Here is a 15801-nt window from a genome sequence, read left to right as displayed (position 1 = left end):
GCCCGCCGACGTCAGACCAGCACGACCTGCACGCCGGCGGCGCGCAGTGCCTCGACGGTTTCGGCCGGCGCGCTGGTGTCGGTGATCACGATGTCGAGGTTCTTCACCGGCGTGATCACCGACAGGCTGCGTTGGCCCAGCTTGCTGGCATCGAGCACGGCAATGGTCTGGCGCGAGACGCGGATCATCAGCGCATTCAATGCCGCCTCGAGCGGATCGGGCGTGGTTACGCCCACCTCCGGATCGAGGCCGTCGACGCCGAGGAACAGGCGATCCGCGGAAAGCTTGGCCAGCGCCTGCTCGGCATCCGGGCCGACCAGTGAATACGAAGTCTGCCGAAGCATGCCACCCAGCATCATCACGCGAATCTGCGGCAGGCCGGACAGCTCCATCGCGATATTCAGCGCGTTGGTGATCACCGTGAGCGATTCGAACTTCAGCTGGCGGATCTGCCGGGCGATCTCCACCGTGGTCGAGCCGGAATCGAGGATGATCGTCTCGCCGTCCCGGATCATTTTCGCCGCGGCCTGGCCGATGCGCAGCTTCTGCGCGTGCCAGCGGGTTTCCTTGATATTGAGCGGGGTGTCGTTCGTTGCTGGCGCAGCCGGCAAGGCACCGCCATGCGAGCGGGCGATTGCCGAGCTGCGCGCGAGCGCGTCCAGGTCTGCACGGATGGTGACGGTGGAGGTGCCGAAGCGGGTTGCCAGTTCCTCCACCGTGGCGCGCCCCTGCTGTTCGACCAGTTCGACGATCAGGCGGCGACGTTCTTCGACCAGCAGGCGGCGGGAGGCGACGGGGGTTTCACTCATGGGCGATTTTCAGAAGTCGGGCGGCGTTGTCATGGTAAACCTTGCGCAGCACTTCGTCCGGCAGGGCGAGTCCGTAGATCGACCAGCGACCCTGCGGCGGCGTCGGCGCCGGTGCGTAATCGAAGTATTCGTCGTCGGTTTCCAGGAAGCGGTAGTAGATCTCGTAGAGCTCGTCGCCGAACAGCTGCTGCGGCACGTCGTCCCCGTACGGTGATGGTACCGCGTCGGTGCCGAACATGATCCGGTCCTGGTAACGGTCGAAGAAGCGTTGCGCGATGCGTGGCTGGCGACCCAGCTCGCCGATGCGCGCGCTGATGTCGATCACCGTGTTGGGGAAGCGATCGAGGCAGGCGGCCACGGCGGCGAGGTTTTCCGCGTTGTTGCCCACGTGAAGCAGGGCGAACGTGGTCTTCGGATGGCGTGCGATCAGGCGGTCGCGCGCGGCGAGCAACTCCGCATTGCCGGGGAACTCCGGACCGTAGAACGACCAGTCCGGATGATTGGCCAGTTCCTCGTAGCGCTCGTTGTTCTCGTCGGTAGGCAGGAAGAATGCCTCCGGGTCGGAGACGTGCAGGAATACCGGCAGGTCGTGGGCGGCACAGGCTTCCCACATCGGATCGAAGCGGCGGTCGTCCACCGCCACCAGCGGGCCTTCGTCGATCCGTTCGCGCAGATACAAGCCCAGCGTCTTCAGCAGTTTCAGTCCACGCGCGCCGACATGTTTGGCATGGTCGATCGCGTCGCCCTGCAACTGCGCATAGTTCGGTTCGGCAAAGTATTCGTATGACGGTTCGGTGAGGGTGAGGAAACGGCCGGGTGCGGCCTGGTCGAAGCTGCGGATGCTCTTTTCCAGGCCGGCGCCGACGCCGCCGGTGAGGTTCACCAGGGTACGGATGCCCTTGCGATCCATCACCGGCAGCAGATCCTCGGGCCGGGCGAACAAGGTCACTTCTTCGCCCACCGAGATGCCGCTGCGCACGTTGCTCGACCAGCTCAGGTGCGCGTGCACGTCGATGACCGGGAAGCGCGGTTGCTCGATGCGCGTCTTCGGTACCTGCAGCATGCTGCGCGGCTGGAAGTCCTTCAGTCGCAACCCGCTCTTGCCAGCGTCAGGCCGGGTTTGCAGGGGATTCTTGCTGCCCTCGATGCGCACCGTACCGGCGCCGCCGGGCGGCGCGCAGCACAGGCAGCCAGCCTGCATCAGGAACTGCGATCGGGAGGAACTGTCGCTCATCGGGCTGCGTGCCTCGTCTGCCTGTTCAGCGCGGATATTTCGCCATGATGTCGTGGACGGAGCGAACCAGCGCCACTGCCTGATCGAACGGGCGCAGCCACATGTTGCGACCGAACATCACGCCATTGGCGCCGGACTGCATGTAGAACTCGACCTTGCGCAGTACCGCCGCGTCATCGTCGTTCTTCTCGCCGCCGGAGAACAGCACCATCGTGCGACCGGCCGAGCGCACCACGCGTTCGCAGCGGGCAGCGGCCTCCTCCTGCAACTTGTCGTAAGGCGCCGGTACATTCGCCACGCTGTCGTTCGGCTCGTGCAGCTTGACGATGTCGGCGCCCATCTCCAGCGCCACGCGGGCGGCGTAATCCTGCGCGTAGAGCGTATTGGTGCCACCCCTGGCGTTGACCGCGCTGCCGCGGGGATACGCCCACATGACCAGCGGCATGCCATAGCGTTCGCAGTCCTGGCGTACCTTTTCGAACTGGCGGATTTCGTCGTGCTGGCGCGGCGAACCCACGTACATGGTGTAGCCGACCGCGTCGGCACCGAGACGCACCGCGTCCTCGACCGAGGCGAACAGCGGCGAGGTGGCTTCGGCGTCGCTGGCGATGTTGGTCTTGCCGTTGAGCTTGAGGATCAGCGGCACCCGGCCGCAGTACTCGGCCATGTACTTCTCGGCCAGGCCAATGCCCAGCGCGATGGCAGAAAAGCCACCGGCCGCGGCGAGCTCGAACTGATAGCTCGGATCGACGGCCGGCGGGTGGGGAAAGAAATCGGTGGGACCATGCTCCAGCCCCTGGTCAAGCGGGAGCACCAGCAAGCTGCCGTTGCGCGGACCGTAGCCGTACAGCAACCGCCATAGACGGGTGCGCTTGCCATGGGACAGGGCGAGCCGGGAAAGTTGGCTGCCGGTGTTCGAAACCTCTTGCAAGCTTTGTTTCATTTCGAATACTCTCGGTTCGGAAGCTGCATACTTTCATATTCAATCGAATTTGGCAAAATGTCAAAATTAAGCAATAAAACGAAAGTTTCGACTGGGCTGGACGCCTTGCATGCAGCCCCGTTGGCGGCGCAGCAGGCGCACGGCTACGCCGATACCCTGCGCGAGATCCTGCAGCAGCCGGCGACCTGGTCGGATACGGCCGAGCTGCTGCGCCAGCCGCAACTGCGCGAGCTGATGCAGGCAGCGCTGGTGCCGCGCCCGAGCCATATCGTGCTGACCGGTTCGGGCAGCTCCATGTATATCGGCGAATGCCTGGCACCCAGCCTGCAGGTCGAGTTGGGTATCCCCGCCCAGGCGATTGCAGCCGGCAGCTTGCTCACGCACTGGCGCAGTTTGCTACCACCCGGCGCCGGCTTGCTGATTTCGCTGGCGCGTTCCGGCGACAGCCCGGAAAGCTGTGGCGTGGTGGATCGCCTGCTGGCGGATGCCCCCGACTATCGCCACCTGGTCATCACCTGCAACGCCAACGGCAAGCTCGCCACCCGTTATCGCAATGACCCGCGGGTTACCGTGCTGGTGCTGGACGAGCGCACCAATGACCGTAGCCTGGTGATGACCAGCAGCTTCACCAACCTGTTGCTGGCCGGCTTCGGCCTGGTTCAGCGCGGAGGCAGCGACGCCATCGCGGCGGTAACCCGGCTGGCGCGCGGCGTCCAGCGCGTCTTCGACGAACAGGCCGATGCGCTTGCGACCGTCGCCCGTGGCGAGTTCGGCAAGGTCGTCTATCTCGGCAGTGGCGGCGCGCTCGGCGCGGCCCACGAATGTGCGCTGAAGATGCTGGAGATGACCGGCGGCGCGGTCGTCACGGTGGCGGAAACTTATCTCGGCCTGCGCCACGGGCCGATGTCGAGCCTGGACGACAGGACCCTGGTGGTCGGCTTCCTGTCACCGGACCCGGCGGTGCGTGCCTACGAGCTCGACCTGTTGCGCGAACTGTCACGCAAGCAACTGGGCACGACCCGTGTGCTGGTGGGTGAGCACATCCCGGCAGATGTGCTGGGGCCGCACGACGTGGCGATCGAGCAGGCGGGCCTGGGTGCGACGGACGATGCATTGCCGCTGCTGGCGGATGTGGTGGTGGGGCAACTGCTCGCGTTCTTCCGTTGCCTCAAGCTGGGTGGCAAACCCGACACGCCGTCGCAGGGCGTACTCACGCGCGTGGTCGAGCACTTTCCGATGCACCGGGAGCGCAGCTCGGAAAGCGAGCATGAGGGGGAAGCATGAAGCGCATCCTGGTCGTCGGCGAAATCAACGTCGATCTGGTCTTCAAGCACTGCCATGCCTTGCCTGCGCCAGGCCGCGAAGTGCTGGCCGACGACTTCTGCATGACGCCAGGCAGCTCCTCGATGATCTGTGCGATGGGGCTGGCCCGGCTGGGCAATCCCGTGGCATTCCGCGGCAAGCTCGGTGACGACAGCTGGGGCGCCTATTGTCTCGATGCGTTGCGTAACGCCGGCATCGACATTGCCGCCGTGCAGCCGCAGGCGAGCTTGCGCACCGGCGTCACCGTCTCGCTGTCGACGCCGCAGGATCGCGCTCTGGTGACGTTCCCCGGCGCGATCGCCACGCTGCGCGCGGACGAGGTGGACGATGCGTTGCTGGCCAGCGCCGATCACCTGCACGTCTCCTCGTACTACCTGCAGCGTGCGCTGCGGCCCGATTGCCGCGCACTGTTCGCACGTGCGCATGCCGCCGGCCTGAGCACTTCGCTTGATCCCGGCTTCGATCCGCAGCAGGCGTGGGCGTCCGACCTGCTTGGCACGCTTGAGGAAGTCGACCTGTTCCTGCCCAACGAGCTGGAGTTGGCGGCCATCACTGGCCGCGAGCGGGTGCTTGATGGCCTGCATGCGCTGCACAACGGGCGCACGCAAACCGTGGTGAAGCGCGGACAGCTCGGCTGCGCCAGCCTGGATCAGGGGCGACTGCTCGAAGTGCCGGCGTTTGCGGTCCATCCGGTCGACAGCACCGGCGCCGGCGATTCGTTCGACGCCGGTTTCCTGCATGCGTGGCTGCGTGGCCAGACCCTGCAGGACTGCATGCGCTGGGGCAGTGCCTGCGGCAGCCTCTCCACGCGCCGAACCGGCGGCACGGTCGGCCAGGCCAGCGTATCGGAAGTGGACACCCTGCTGGCGAACCTGTCGTGATCACGGTCATCGGTTTCAACACCGCGATCGATCGGCTCATCCGGCTGGATGCGCTGCGTCCCGGCGAAGTCAGCCGCGCACTCGACGAACAGGCGTATCCCGGCGGCAAGGGTTTGCACGTGGCACAGACCATTGCCGCGCTGGGTGAGCGCGTGCAACTGGTCGGCCTGGTCGACCCGGCCCATCGCAACATGATCGGTCGGCTGCTGTGCGAACGCGGCGTTGTGTTCCACGGCATCGAGGTTGCCGAGAGCCTGCGCACCTGCATCGCGTTGCAGGATGCGGACGGCCAGGTCACCGAGATTCTCGGGCAGGGGCCGCTGCTGGACGGCGCGCAGCAGGAAGCCTTGCTGCGCGCGTTTCGTCGTGGCGTCGATGACAGCGAGCTGATCGTGCTGTCCGGCAGCCTGCCGCGAGGGTTTCCGTCGACCACCTATGCCGAACTGGCAGCGCATGTGCGCGATGCCGGCAAGCACTGCCTGATCGACGCCGGTGGCGAACTGCTGCAGCACGCGGCACAGACTCGACCATTTCTGGTCAAGCCCAATCGCGACGAGATCGCCGATCTGCTCGGACGTCCGATCGGCGATCTCGCCGCAGCAGTCGAGGCGGTTCGCGAACTGCATGCCGGCGGCATCGCGATGCCGGTGGTGACGATGGGTGCACTGGGCGCGGTGGCTGCCGATGCGACTGGCGTCTGGCATGCCTTGATCGAACTGGAACAGGTACGCAACACGGTGGGTTCCGGCGACTGCCTGCTGGCCGGCATGACGGTAGGCATGGCGCGAAACATGAATTTGGAGGGGATCTTGCGTTTGGGCGTGGCCTGCGGCTCGGCCAATGCGCAAGGTCAGGAAACCGGTTTCGTCGAACGACGGGCGGTTGAGACGTTGCTCGCAAAGGTTCGAGTGCAGCGTCTGGCGTGATTGAAAAACAGGAAGTCAAACCGGGCCAGTCATGGGTCCGGCAGGGAGGCTTTTGTCCGAAATTCTGGAGAACGTGCAAGCGAGTTCGTGGGCAGGAGGTGTTCCCACGGATAACCACAACCGCCTGTGGCAGAGGGGAGGGGCATTTCTGCGCAGGGCGACAACGAACTACGTGAGGGGCATTTCAATGCATGCTGAAAAGAATGATGGTTTCACCGTCGCGGGCAGGAGCAGGAAGTTGTTGATCGCTGCCGCACACCGGGGCGCCGGGAACAGCGCTGACGGTTTGCGGCGAACGCTGCTCGCCATGGGTTTGCTGGTGTCACTGGGCGCCAATGTCGCGCAGGCGCAATCGATCACCGGCGGCCTGTATGGCAGGGAGCCTGGCGGCAGTCATGTCACGCTCGAAGTAGTCAATCCGGCTACCGGCTACCACCGCGAACTGCAGCCGGACAGCGATGGGCGTTACAACGTGGGCGGCCTCAACCCGGGCAAGTACACCGTCACCGTGTTGCAGGACGGCTCCACCATCGGCACCCGCACCGTCGTGGTGAGCGCCAACGTGCAGACGATGGTGCCGGCGCTTTCCGGCGTCGAGGCCGCTGCCACCGCGTCGGCGAGCGCCACCAATCTCGGCGCGATTCGGGTGTCCGGACGAGCCATCGATGCCGACGTGATGCCGATCGACGTGAGCACGCCGGAGTTCTCCAACAACTACAGCATGAGCGTGGTCAACCAGCTGCCGACCGGGCGCGGCCCCGAGAGCGTCGCGCTGCTGAGCTCGAAGGTGAAATACGACAACCAGACTACCGGTCTGATCCAGATGGGCGGCGCGAGTCCGGCCGAGAACCGCTACTACTACAACGAATTCGACAGCACCTACGACTACAACGGGCTCGGTGCCACCTACCTGCCGGCCGAGGCGATCACCTCGACCCAGGTATTGAGCGCCAACGCCGGCGTGAGCTGGACCAGCACCACCGGCGGCACGATCGCCTCCACCGTGCGCCAGGGCACCAACCGGTTCCAGGCGGGTTATTCGCTGTACTTCACGCCGGCGACTTCGTGGTTCAACCCGCATGCGCGCGATTCGCGCACATCGCAGGGCGACTACTACCACTTCAATTCCTCCAACAGCCACAGCGCCAACGTGGCCAACCAGTACCTGTTCGCGTCCGGTGCGCTGGTCAAGGACAAGCTGTTCTTCTTCGCCATGCTGGGCAACTCGCCGGCCAATACCAGTCAGAGCAATACGCAGAACCGGCACATCGACACGGCCAACCGCGACAAGAACGGGCTGCTCAACCTCACCTGGAACATCAACGCCGACCAGTCGTTCAACGTGGTCGGCAACCGTGACTGGAAGAATACCTTCAACAACCGGTACAGCCTGACGCGCGACTACGACCCGTCCTCGCAGGGCGCGTACGCAGGCTGGACCTCGACCCAGGTGAAGAACCAGTTCCTGATCGGCAACTACCACTGGCAGATCAACGACAGCATGAGCCTGCGCCTGATGGGCGGATACCTGAGCCAGTCCTCGCTCAGCCCGACTTCCACCTCGGGCACCAACCTGCCTTACGTGATCGAAGTCGATCCGGTGACCCAGGTGCACAAGAACATCGGTCTCACCACCACCAGCAGCAAGCTGTATCCGTTCGCCTACTGGCGCCGCGGCTTCAAGGGCGACTTCACCTGGAACCTGGGCGACCACAAGATCACCATCGGCGGCGAGCATTACAAGCACTTCATCAACAACGTCAGCACCACCACCGACGGCGGCGACTGGACCTATTACACCCAGCCCGGCAGCGTGCTGCCAAACGGTTCGCCGGCACCTGCCGATGGCCGCTACGTGGCGCAGTACTTCATCAGCACCGGCGGTCCGTTCTACACGGTCAACAAGGCGTTCTACATCGACGATTACTGGCAGGCGTCCGACCGCTGGATCGTCTATGCGGGCCTGCGCGACGACACCTTCATCAACAAGAACGTCAACGGCCAGAACTTCTGGCACCTGCCGCTGCTGTCGCCACGGTTCGGCGTGTCGTGGGACGTCTACGGCGACAGCACGATGAAGGTCGGTGCGAACGCCGGCAAGTACACCATCCCGATTCCGTCCAGCGTCAACAACGGTGCAGCCGGCGCCGTCACCCAGTGGTACCGCTATTACACCTACGCCGGCAGGGATCCGAACACGCAGGCGCCGACCGGACTGACCCAGATCGGTCCGCAGGAGACGCTGATCAACGGCCAGGCGCCCAGCGCCGCGAACGTCGCCACGTCCAACATCAAGGCGCCGTACCAGTACGAGTTCCAGGTGTACGTGCAGAAGACGCTGGGCAACAGCTGGTCGTCGATGGCCGAGCTGGGTTACTCCTCGCTCAAGCGCGCCATCGAGGATACCTGCTACACCCAGGGCATCACCGACTACGCGCAGGCCCGTGGCTACCCGGACTACGAGGATTCCAGCGGCTGCCCGATGATCAACCCGGGCATCGCCCAGGTGTTCATGCGCGACTACGACGGCGACGGCAAGCTGGATTCGCTGACCGTGCCGGGCAGCGTGTTCGGTCCGGCGCCTACGCGCAAGTACGTCCACCTCACGCTGGAATTGACGCACACGCAGAACAGCGACGAGCCGTACTTCCTCGACCTCAGCTATACCTGGGCGCACCTGTACGGCAACTACGACGGCCTGCTCAACCTGGGTACGCGCACCAACGGCGGACCGTCCGAGCAGATCCTGTGGGACTTCCCCGGCCTGATGGAGCACAGCTCCGGCAACCTGGCCGGCGACGTGCGGCACAGCCTCAAGCTCAACGGCATCTACTACTTCGCGACCGGCCTGCGTATCGGCAGCACGTTCGATCTGTCCACCGGCACGCCACAGAACTGCCTTGGCACTTATCCGGACATCGACAACCCCGCCGAGCAATACGGCGCCGCCAGCCACTTCTGCAACAACGTACCGGCACCGCTGGGCGCGGCCGGGCGTACGCCGTTGTTCTGGCAATGGAACCTGGGCGTGGGCTACGACTGGGCCATCAGCGACTCCCATCACCTGAGCCTGGATCTGCAGATGCAGAACGTCACCAATCGCCAGGGTGGCATCGATGCGGAGCAGCGCTACGACACCGGCAGTTTCCAGAACGATGGCTCGCCGATCCTCAACCCGAGCTATGGCGCGGCAACCTGGCAGGCACCGCGGACGACGATGCTGATCGCCCGTTACACCTTTCGATGAGGACGCAGGGCGTCGCGCCGATACGGTGCGACGCCCCTGCTGATTGTCCGCGAACCACGTTCCCGCGCCGCGCGGCCGACGGCATCACCTTCGCTTATCCACCGAGGTATCCCATGAAAAAATATCTGTTGCATCTCGCCTATGGGCTTGCAGGTATCGGAGCCTTCCTGGCCGGCCCGGCGCACGCCGTGATTGCGGGCGGCATGGCGGCGAATCACTACTACTATCCCGCCTCGACCGTCGCGAACGCCGACGGCTTGTACGGTTACAACGGGATCGATGCTTCCATCCGGGTGACCCGTGAGCCTGGCAACAACGGCAATACGTTCTACGCCAGCCAGTTTTTCTGGACGGTCAACGTCAACCAGGGCGGCTATGCCGGGATCCAGCAGAATTCGAAAAAGACCAAGACCGTTCTCTTTTCGATCTTCGGCCAGACCTACGATTCCAGTGTCGACAAACCCGGCTCCGCCTCCGGTGCGGTGTGCCGGGCATTCGGTGGCGAGGGTACCGGCACTCAATGCCTGTTCACCACCAAAGGCAGCAAGGAGCCGGCGTGGAGGGAAGGGGCCAGGTACACCTTGCACGTGGAGTACGCGGGAAAGACGACGATCCCTGCGGGCGCGGCCGACGCCGGCGAAAACTACCTGTGGCAGGCCTCCATCACCGATGAGGACACCGGCACGACCACGGTGATCGGAACCATCCATTCGCCGGCGGGCAACGGCCTGTTGCAGGCGGTCGTGCCGCAGTTCGTCGAAAACTTCACCCAGGGATCGCAGCAGTATTCCTCCTGCTCCCAGGTGCCGCCCACGACGGCGGTGTTCTACGCTCCGGTCATGTACGATCCCGCGGGCAATGCCGTGCAGACCAACAACGCCTCGACAGAAACCTATGGCGATTGCGCGTCCATCGCCAGTTCGATGATGAACCCGGACAAGACGGCCATCGCCACCATCAACCAGCCGCCCGGGGCGCCTTTCATCGCCCGGAACCGCGTCCAGCACTACTGCGCGGATACGTTGGGCGGCAACCATCTGGGCCTCAATGTCTGTGCGGGCAGCGACAGCTCGTCCTGGGCGGTGGGCAACCAGCTGCTGGCGAACGATGTCGGCAACCGGTTGAATCTGATCGATCGCAACGTATGCCTGCAGGCAAACGGCAGCAGTGCCGTACTTGCCGCAAGCTGCACCGCCGACAGCAATCAGGAGTGGCTGTACATGCCGGGCTCGGAGGCCTGGTTCAACGTGGGCTCCGGTCAATGCCTGAACGCAGCCGGCGATGCCGGCCAGAACAGCACGGTGAATCTGGCGGATTGCAATTCGTCCGACTATCAGCAGTGGATACCCAGGCAGCTGTAAGCGTGTCTGCAGGGCGACCTGCCGCTCGATGCCGCCATCGCCCATCGTCATGCGAAGCCGCACTGGCACCGGGCATCGAGCGCAACCGGCGGGTGGATATCAATGAATCAACACGAGAGGCAACCATGGCAGCAACGCATCCGCATCCCTTTCGCCTGTCGCGCATGAGCGTGCTGGCTTCCTGCCTGTTGGCCGCGCTGACGGGTTTCAGCACGGCACACGCCGGTGACGGCACCGTCCGGGACAAGGCTGTACTCGAACCCGGCGCAGCGACCTTCGCCGATCGGCATGGCGTGGAGCGTTTCGGCAACGCCGCGATCGAGGCGACATGGAAGCTCGATGGCAAGCGGCTCGTCGACATGACGATGACCGACCGGGCGCACGACCGCACGTTCGCCGTGCCCGCGCCGTTCGCGCTGTTGCTGGTCGACGGCAGCACGATCAAGGCTTCCGACATGAAGCTGCTGTCGCCGCCGCGCGCCCGCCCGCTGCCCGTGGACGCGAAGGCTTCGCGCCTCGCCATGCGCCAGCCTGGCCGGGCGGTCGAGGCCAGCTTCGGTGACGCGAATGGCCGCTTCCGGGTGGACTGGAAACTGGTGCAGCGTGACGGTTCGCCCTACCTGCGCGAGGTGGTCAGCATCGCCGCGCTGAAGCAGGACGAGAAGATCGCCAAGGTGTCGCTGCTGGAAACGCAGCTGGTGGACGCCGAAGTAGTTGGCAGCGTGAACGGCTCGCCGGTGGTGGCCGGCAACGTCTACCTCGGTTTCGAGAACCCGCAATCGGACAGCGCGGTGCGGCACAACGAAGTGAAGCTCACATTGTCGCGCACGCTGCCGCTGGAAAAGGGCAAGACCGTCGACTATTCGGCAGTGGTCGGCGTGGTGCGCGACGGCCAGCTGCGGCGCGACTTCGCCGGCTACGTCGAGCGCGAGCGGGCGCACCCGTACCGGCCGTTCCTGCACTACAACTCCTGGTACGACATCGGCTACTTCACGCCGTATACCGAGGCGCAGGCGCTGGACCGCATCAACACGGTGGGCACCGAGCTGCACGTGAAGCGCGGCGTGAAACTGGATTCGTTCCTGTTCGACGATGGCTGGGACGACCGCAGCGGCAGCTGGCACTTCAGCAAGGACTTTCCGCATGGTTTCGTGCCGCTGCGCGAAGCCGCCGCAAAGTACGGCGCCGCGCCGGGCGTGTGGCTGTCGCCGTGGGGCGGCTACGGCCCGCCCGCGAAGGAGCGCGCGGAACGCGGTGCCCAGGCGGGTTACGAAATCATCGACGGCGGCCTGGCCCTGTCCGGGCCGAAGTACTACCAGCGCTTCCACGACGCGGTGATGGACCTGGTCAAAAAGGACGGCATCAACCAGTTCAAGTTCGACGGCACCGGCAACGCCGACAAGGTGTTCCCGGGCAGCCGCTTCGACAGTGACTTCGCGGCGGCGATCCAGTTGATCGACGACATCCGCGCGGCCAAGCCGGACACCTTCATCAACCTCACCACCGGGACCTGGGCGTCGCCGTTCTGGCTGCGCTACGCCGACACCATCTGGCGCGACGGCGAGGACGACAGCGAAACCGGCGTCGGCAGCACGCGCGAGCAGTGGATCACCTATCGCGATGCGCAGACCTACCGCAACATCGTGCTGAAGGGGCCGCTGTTCCCGATCAACTCGCTGATGCTCCACGGCATCATCTACGCGAAGGAGAACCGCAAGCTCAACACCGATCCGGGCCACGACTTCGCCAACGAGGTGCACTCGTACTTCGCCAGCGGCACCGAGCTGCAGGAGCTGTACATCACGCCGTCGCTGCTGAGCGACCACGACTGGGACGTGCTGGCCGAAGCGGCGAACTGGTCGCACGCGAACGCTGACGTGCTGCGCGACACACACTGGATCGGCGGCGATCCGGATCGGCTCGACGTATACGGTTGGGCAGCGTGGTCGCCGCGCAAGTCGATCATCACCCTGCGCAATCCGGGTGACCACGCGCAGCTGGCGGTGGTCGACCTGCAACGTCAGCTGGAACTTCCTGCTGGCGCGGCGCGCCGTTTCCATGCGCACAGTCCGTGGAAAAGCGATGCGGCCAAGCCCGGAATGACACTTGATGCGGACAAACCAGGCACGATCACGCTGGCGCCGTTCGAGGTGTTGACGCTGGAGCTGACGCCGGTGGCGGGTTCCTGATACTCCGGGGTGGTGCGAATGATCGGGTGGAAACGCCGGTCATTCGCACCAGATCTCGTCACGCCTTGCCGTGGAAAAGCTCGCGGCCGATCAGCATGCGGCGGATCTCGTTGGTGCCGGCGCCGATCTCGTAGAGCTTGGCGTCGCGCAGCAGGCGGCCGGCGGGGAACTCGTTGATGTAGCCGTTGCCGCCCAGCGTCTGGATCGCTTCCAGCGCCACCTGCACCGCATTGACCGAGGCGTTGAGCAGGCAGGCGGCCGGGTCGATGCGCGACTTCACGCCCGCGTCGAACTGCTGCGCCACCATGTAGGCGAAGCCGCGTGAGCTCTGCAGCGCGGTGTACATGTCGGCGATCTTCGCCTGCATCACGCCGAAGGTGCCGATCGGCGCGTTGAACTGCTTGCGCTCGCGCACGTAGGGCAGGGCCAGGTCGAGCGCCGCCTGCATCAGGCCGATCGGGCCGCCGGACAGCACCAGCCGTTCGGTGTCCAGGCCGTTCATCAGCACGCGCACGCCTTCGTTGACCTCGCCCACGATGTTCTCGGCGGGGATCTCGCAGTTGTCGAACACCAGCTCGCAGGTGTTGGAGCCGCGCATGCCCAGCTTGTCGAGCTTCTGCGCCGTGGAAAAACCCTTCATGCCCTTCTCGACGATGAAGGCGGTCATGCAGCGGCTGCCGGCGGTGCGCGGCGCGGTGCGCATGTAGACCAGCAGCACGTCGGCGTCCGGGCCGTTGGTGATCCACATCTTGTTGCCGTTGGCGACCCACACGTCGCCGCGCAGCTCGGCCTTGCAGCTCATCGAGCCGACCACGTCGGAACCGGCGCCGGGCTCGCTCATCGCCAGCGCGCCCACGTACTCGCCGCTGCAAAGTTTCGGCAGGTACTTCTGCTTCTGCGCCTCGTTGCCGTTGTGGAAGATGTTGTTGACGCACAGGTTGGAGTGCGCGCCATACGAAAGCCCGACCGAACCGGATGCGCGGGAGATTTCCTCCATCGCCACCATGTGCGCCAGGAAGCCCATGCCGCTGCCGCCGTACTCCTCGGCAACCGTCACGCCGAGCAGGCCCATCTCGCCGAACTTGCGCCACAGGTCGGCCGGGAACAGGTTATCGCGGTCGATCCTGTCGGCGCGCGGGGCGATCTCCTTTTCCGCAAACGCATGCACGGATTCGCGCAGCAGGTCGATGTCTTCTCCAAGCGGAAACGGGCGCATCACGAACTCCATGGGTGTGCAGAACGGCGATTTTAACCCACGCGGCCCGCCAACGCCGGCGATGCCCGCCCAAGGGAGTTACAGCTGCGATTCGATCGGCAGCCAGCTCATCACGCGGGTGGTGGCGCGCAGCCACCAGCCGGCGTCGGGCTCGTGGTCCAGCAAGCGCGGCGGCTGGCTGCTGGCGTCCAGCCATTGCAGCGAGCCGTCCGGGCGCCGCTGCACCTGGTAGCTCAGGGCGGGCGAGGCCAGGCGCAGATACTCCTGGCGCAGGTCGCGGGCCAGCCCGGCATCGGCGAACAGCACGCCCATTTCGGTGTTGAGGTTGGCCGAGCGCGGGTCGATGTTGAACGAGCCCACGAAACCGCGTTCGCCGTCGATCACGAAGGCCTTGGTGTGCAGGCTGGCGCCGCTGCTGCCGAACAGGCCCTGGGCCGGCTTCGGGCCATTGCGGCGGATCTCGAACAGGTGCACGCCACCCTCCAGAAGCTTGCGGCGGTAGCGGTCGTAGCCGCTGTGCACGGCCGGCACGTCGTTCGCGGCCAGCGAATTGGTGATCACGCCCACCCGTGCACCTGCGTGCGCCAGCCCGACCAGGGTGGCCGTGCCGTTCCTGCCGGGCACGAAGTAGGGCGAGATCAGCATCACCTCGCTGTGCGCGCCCGCGAGATGTGCGGTGAGGCGCGGCTGCAACCAGCTGCCGCGATCGGTGGAGCGGAACTTCAGCGGCGGATCGGAGGCGACCACGATGTTGGCGCTCCAGTGCATGGACAACTCGTGGTTGGCCAGCTGTTGTGCGGACGGCGATGCGGCAACCCGTTGCAGATACACCTGCGCGTCGGGCCCGGCGGATTCCTGGCCGAGCCGCGACACGATCTGCTGCAGGTGTTCCGGCGTCTGCGGGTTCAGCGCCTCGATCGGCACGACGGCGCTGGAGTTCCAGAACGCGTCGAAGATCGTGCTGGCGTCCGCCACCGCCGGGCCAAGCAGCAGCATGTCCAGGTCGCGGAAATTCACCCGGCTGGCGGCGTCGAAATACTCGTCACCGATGTTGCGCCCGCCGACCACGGCGAGCCGGCCGTCGACGATCCACGCCTTGTTGTGCATGCGATGGTTGACGCTGAAGAAGCGCTGCACCATCTCCAGCAGGCGCCACACGCCGCTGCGGTTGCGGAACGGGTTGTACAGGCGCACTTCGATATTCGGGTGCGCATCCAGTGCCAGCAGCGCCGGGTCGAGGCCCTGGGTGTTGATGTCGTCGATCAGCAGGCGTACGCGCACGCCACGCTCGGCGGCGGCGTACACCTCGCGCGCCAGCAGATGGCCGACCAGGTCGTCGTGCCACATGTAGTACTGCAGGTCGAGGCTGCGCCCGGCGATGCGCGCGGAAGCGGCGCGCACGGCAAACGCGTCCAGGCCGTCATGCAGCAGGGTCGCCGCGGTCTGCCCCGGGTGGGCGGCGAGATAGGGTGCCAGTTCGCGATCGATCGGGGTCTGTGCCGCCTGCAGCGGCAGGGTCGTGCTGGCGGCGCCGCTGGCGCGCGGGGTCAGGTGGTCGGCCAGCAACAGGCCGCTGGCGACCAGCAGCACCAGGGCCAGCACGGCCCAACCCATCCAGATCATGATCCTGCGCATCCGTGGCACCTCCGGCTTCCGATTATTCGTGGGCTGT

General features: G+C 65.4%; 11 protein-coding genes. 6 read left to right on the top strand and 5 right to left on the bottom strand.

Annotation, left to right across the window (positions count from 1 at the left end; all coding sequences use genetic code 11):
* Positions 1-11: 11 nt before the first annotated feature.
* The 3 genes from agaR to I6J77_RS10870 are packed head-to-tail and all read right to left on the bottom strand — an operon-like array spanning position 12 to position 2974.
* Positions 12-809 (bottom strand): transcriptional repressor AgaR, encoded by a 798-nt coding sequence (gene agaR, locus I6J77_RS10880; protein WP_007806087.1) that lies wholly within the window; start codon positions 807-809, stop codon positions 12-14.
* Positions 802-2043 (bottom strand): amidohydrolase family protein, encoded by a 1242-nt coding sequence (locus tag I6J77_RS10875; protein ID WP_204108995.1) that lies wholly within the window; start codon positions 2041-2043, stop codon positions 802-804. The genes agaR and I6J77_RS10875 overlap by 8 nt, the downstream gene beginning before the upstream one ends.
* A 25-nt stretch (positions 2044-2068) precedes the next feature.
* Positions 2069-2974 carry a class I fructose-bisphosphate aldolase gene (locus I6J77_RS10870; RefSeq protein ID WP_239308938.1) on the bottom strand — a complete coding sequence of 302 codons (906 nt, stop codon included), beginning with the start codon at positions 2972-2974 and terminating at the stop codon, positions 2069-2071.
* A 117-nt stretch (positions 2975-3091) separates the two neighbouring features.
* Between I6J77_RS10870 and I6J77_RS10865 the strand changes: the two genes are divergently transcribed.
* From I6J77_RS10865 to I6J77_RS10840, 6 genes are all read left to right on the top strand, one after another.
* Positions 3092-4270: an SIS domain-containing protein gene (locus I6J77_RS10865; protein WP_204108993.1), complete on the top strand. Its 1179-nt coding sequence runs from the start codon at positions 3092-3094 to the stop codon at positions 4268-4270.
* Entirely contained in the window at positions 4267-5190 is a 924-nt protein-coding gene (locus I6J77_RS10860; RefSeq protein WP_204108992.1) for a carbohydrate kinase family protein, read from the top strand. Before I6J77_RS10865 ends, I6J77_RS10860 begins: the two co-directional genes overlap by 4 nt.
* A complete protein-coding gene (locus tag I6J77_RS10855; protein WP_204108991.1) occupies positions 5187-6116 on the top strand; it encodes a 1-phosphofructokinase family hexose kinase in 930 nt (309 codons plus the stop codon). The genes I6J77_RS10860 and I6J77_RS10855 overlap by 4 nt, the downstream gene beginning before the upstream one ends.
* Before the next feature lie 307 nt (positions 6117-6423).
* The gene (locus tag I6J77_RS10850; RefSeq protein ID WP_204108990.1) at positions 6424-9363 is read left to right on the top strand and encodes a TonB-dependent receptor; all 2940 of its coding nucleotides are present in this window, start codon (positions 6424-6426) and stop codon (positions 9361-9363) included.
* A 113-nt stretch (positions 9364-9476) separates the two neighbouring features.
* Entirely contained in the window at positions 9477-10724 is a 1248-nt protein-coding gene (locus I6J77_RS10845) for an RICIN domain-containing protein (RefSeq protein WP_204108989.1), read from the top strand.
* A gap of 125 nt (positions 10725-10849) precedes the next feature.
* Positions 10850-12913, top strand: coding sequence for an enterotoxin (locus I6J77_RS10840; RefSeq protein WP_204108988.1), 2064 nt, complete (start codon positions 10850-10852; stop codon positions 12911-12913).
* 58 nt (positions 12914-12971) lie between these two features.
* Here I6J77_RS10840 and I6J77_RS10835 read toward each other — a convergent pair whose 3' ends face one another.
* Together I6J77_RS10835 and I6J77_RS10830 are read right to left on the bottom strand one after the other, a co-directional pair.
* Entirely contained in the window at positions 12972-14129 is a 1158-nt protein-coding gene (locus I6J77_RS10835; protein WP_056715690.1) for an isovaleryl-CoA dehydrogenase, read from the bottom strand.
* A 78-nt stretch (positions 14130-14207) separates the two neighbouring features.
* Positions 14208-15764 (bottom strand): phospholipase D family protein, encoded by a 1557-nt coding sequence (locus I6J77_RS10830; RefSeq protein WP_204108987.1) that lies wholly within the window; start codon positions 15762-15764, stop codon positions 14208-14210.
* Positions 15765-15801: the final 37 nt, after the last annotated feature.

Source organism: Rhodanobacter sp. FDAARGOS 1247, assembly GCF_016889805.1.
In the GTDB taxonomy this organism is placed as follows: domain Bacteria; phylum Pseudomonadota; class Gammaproteobacteria; order Xanthomonadales; family Rhodanobacteraceae; genus Rhodanobacter.
The sequence above is the reverse complement of the archived record's forward strand: the minus strand, read 5'-3'. Positions and strand labels throughout refer to the sequence as shown.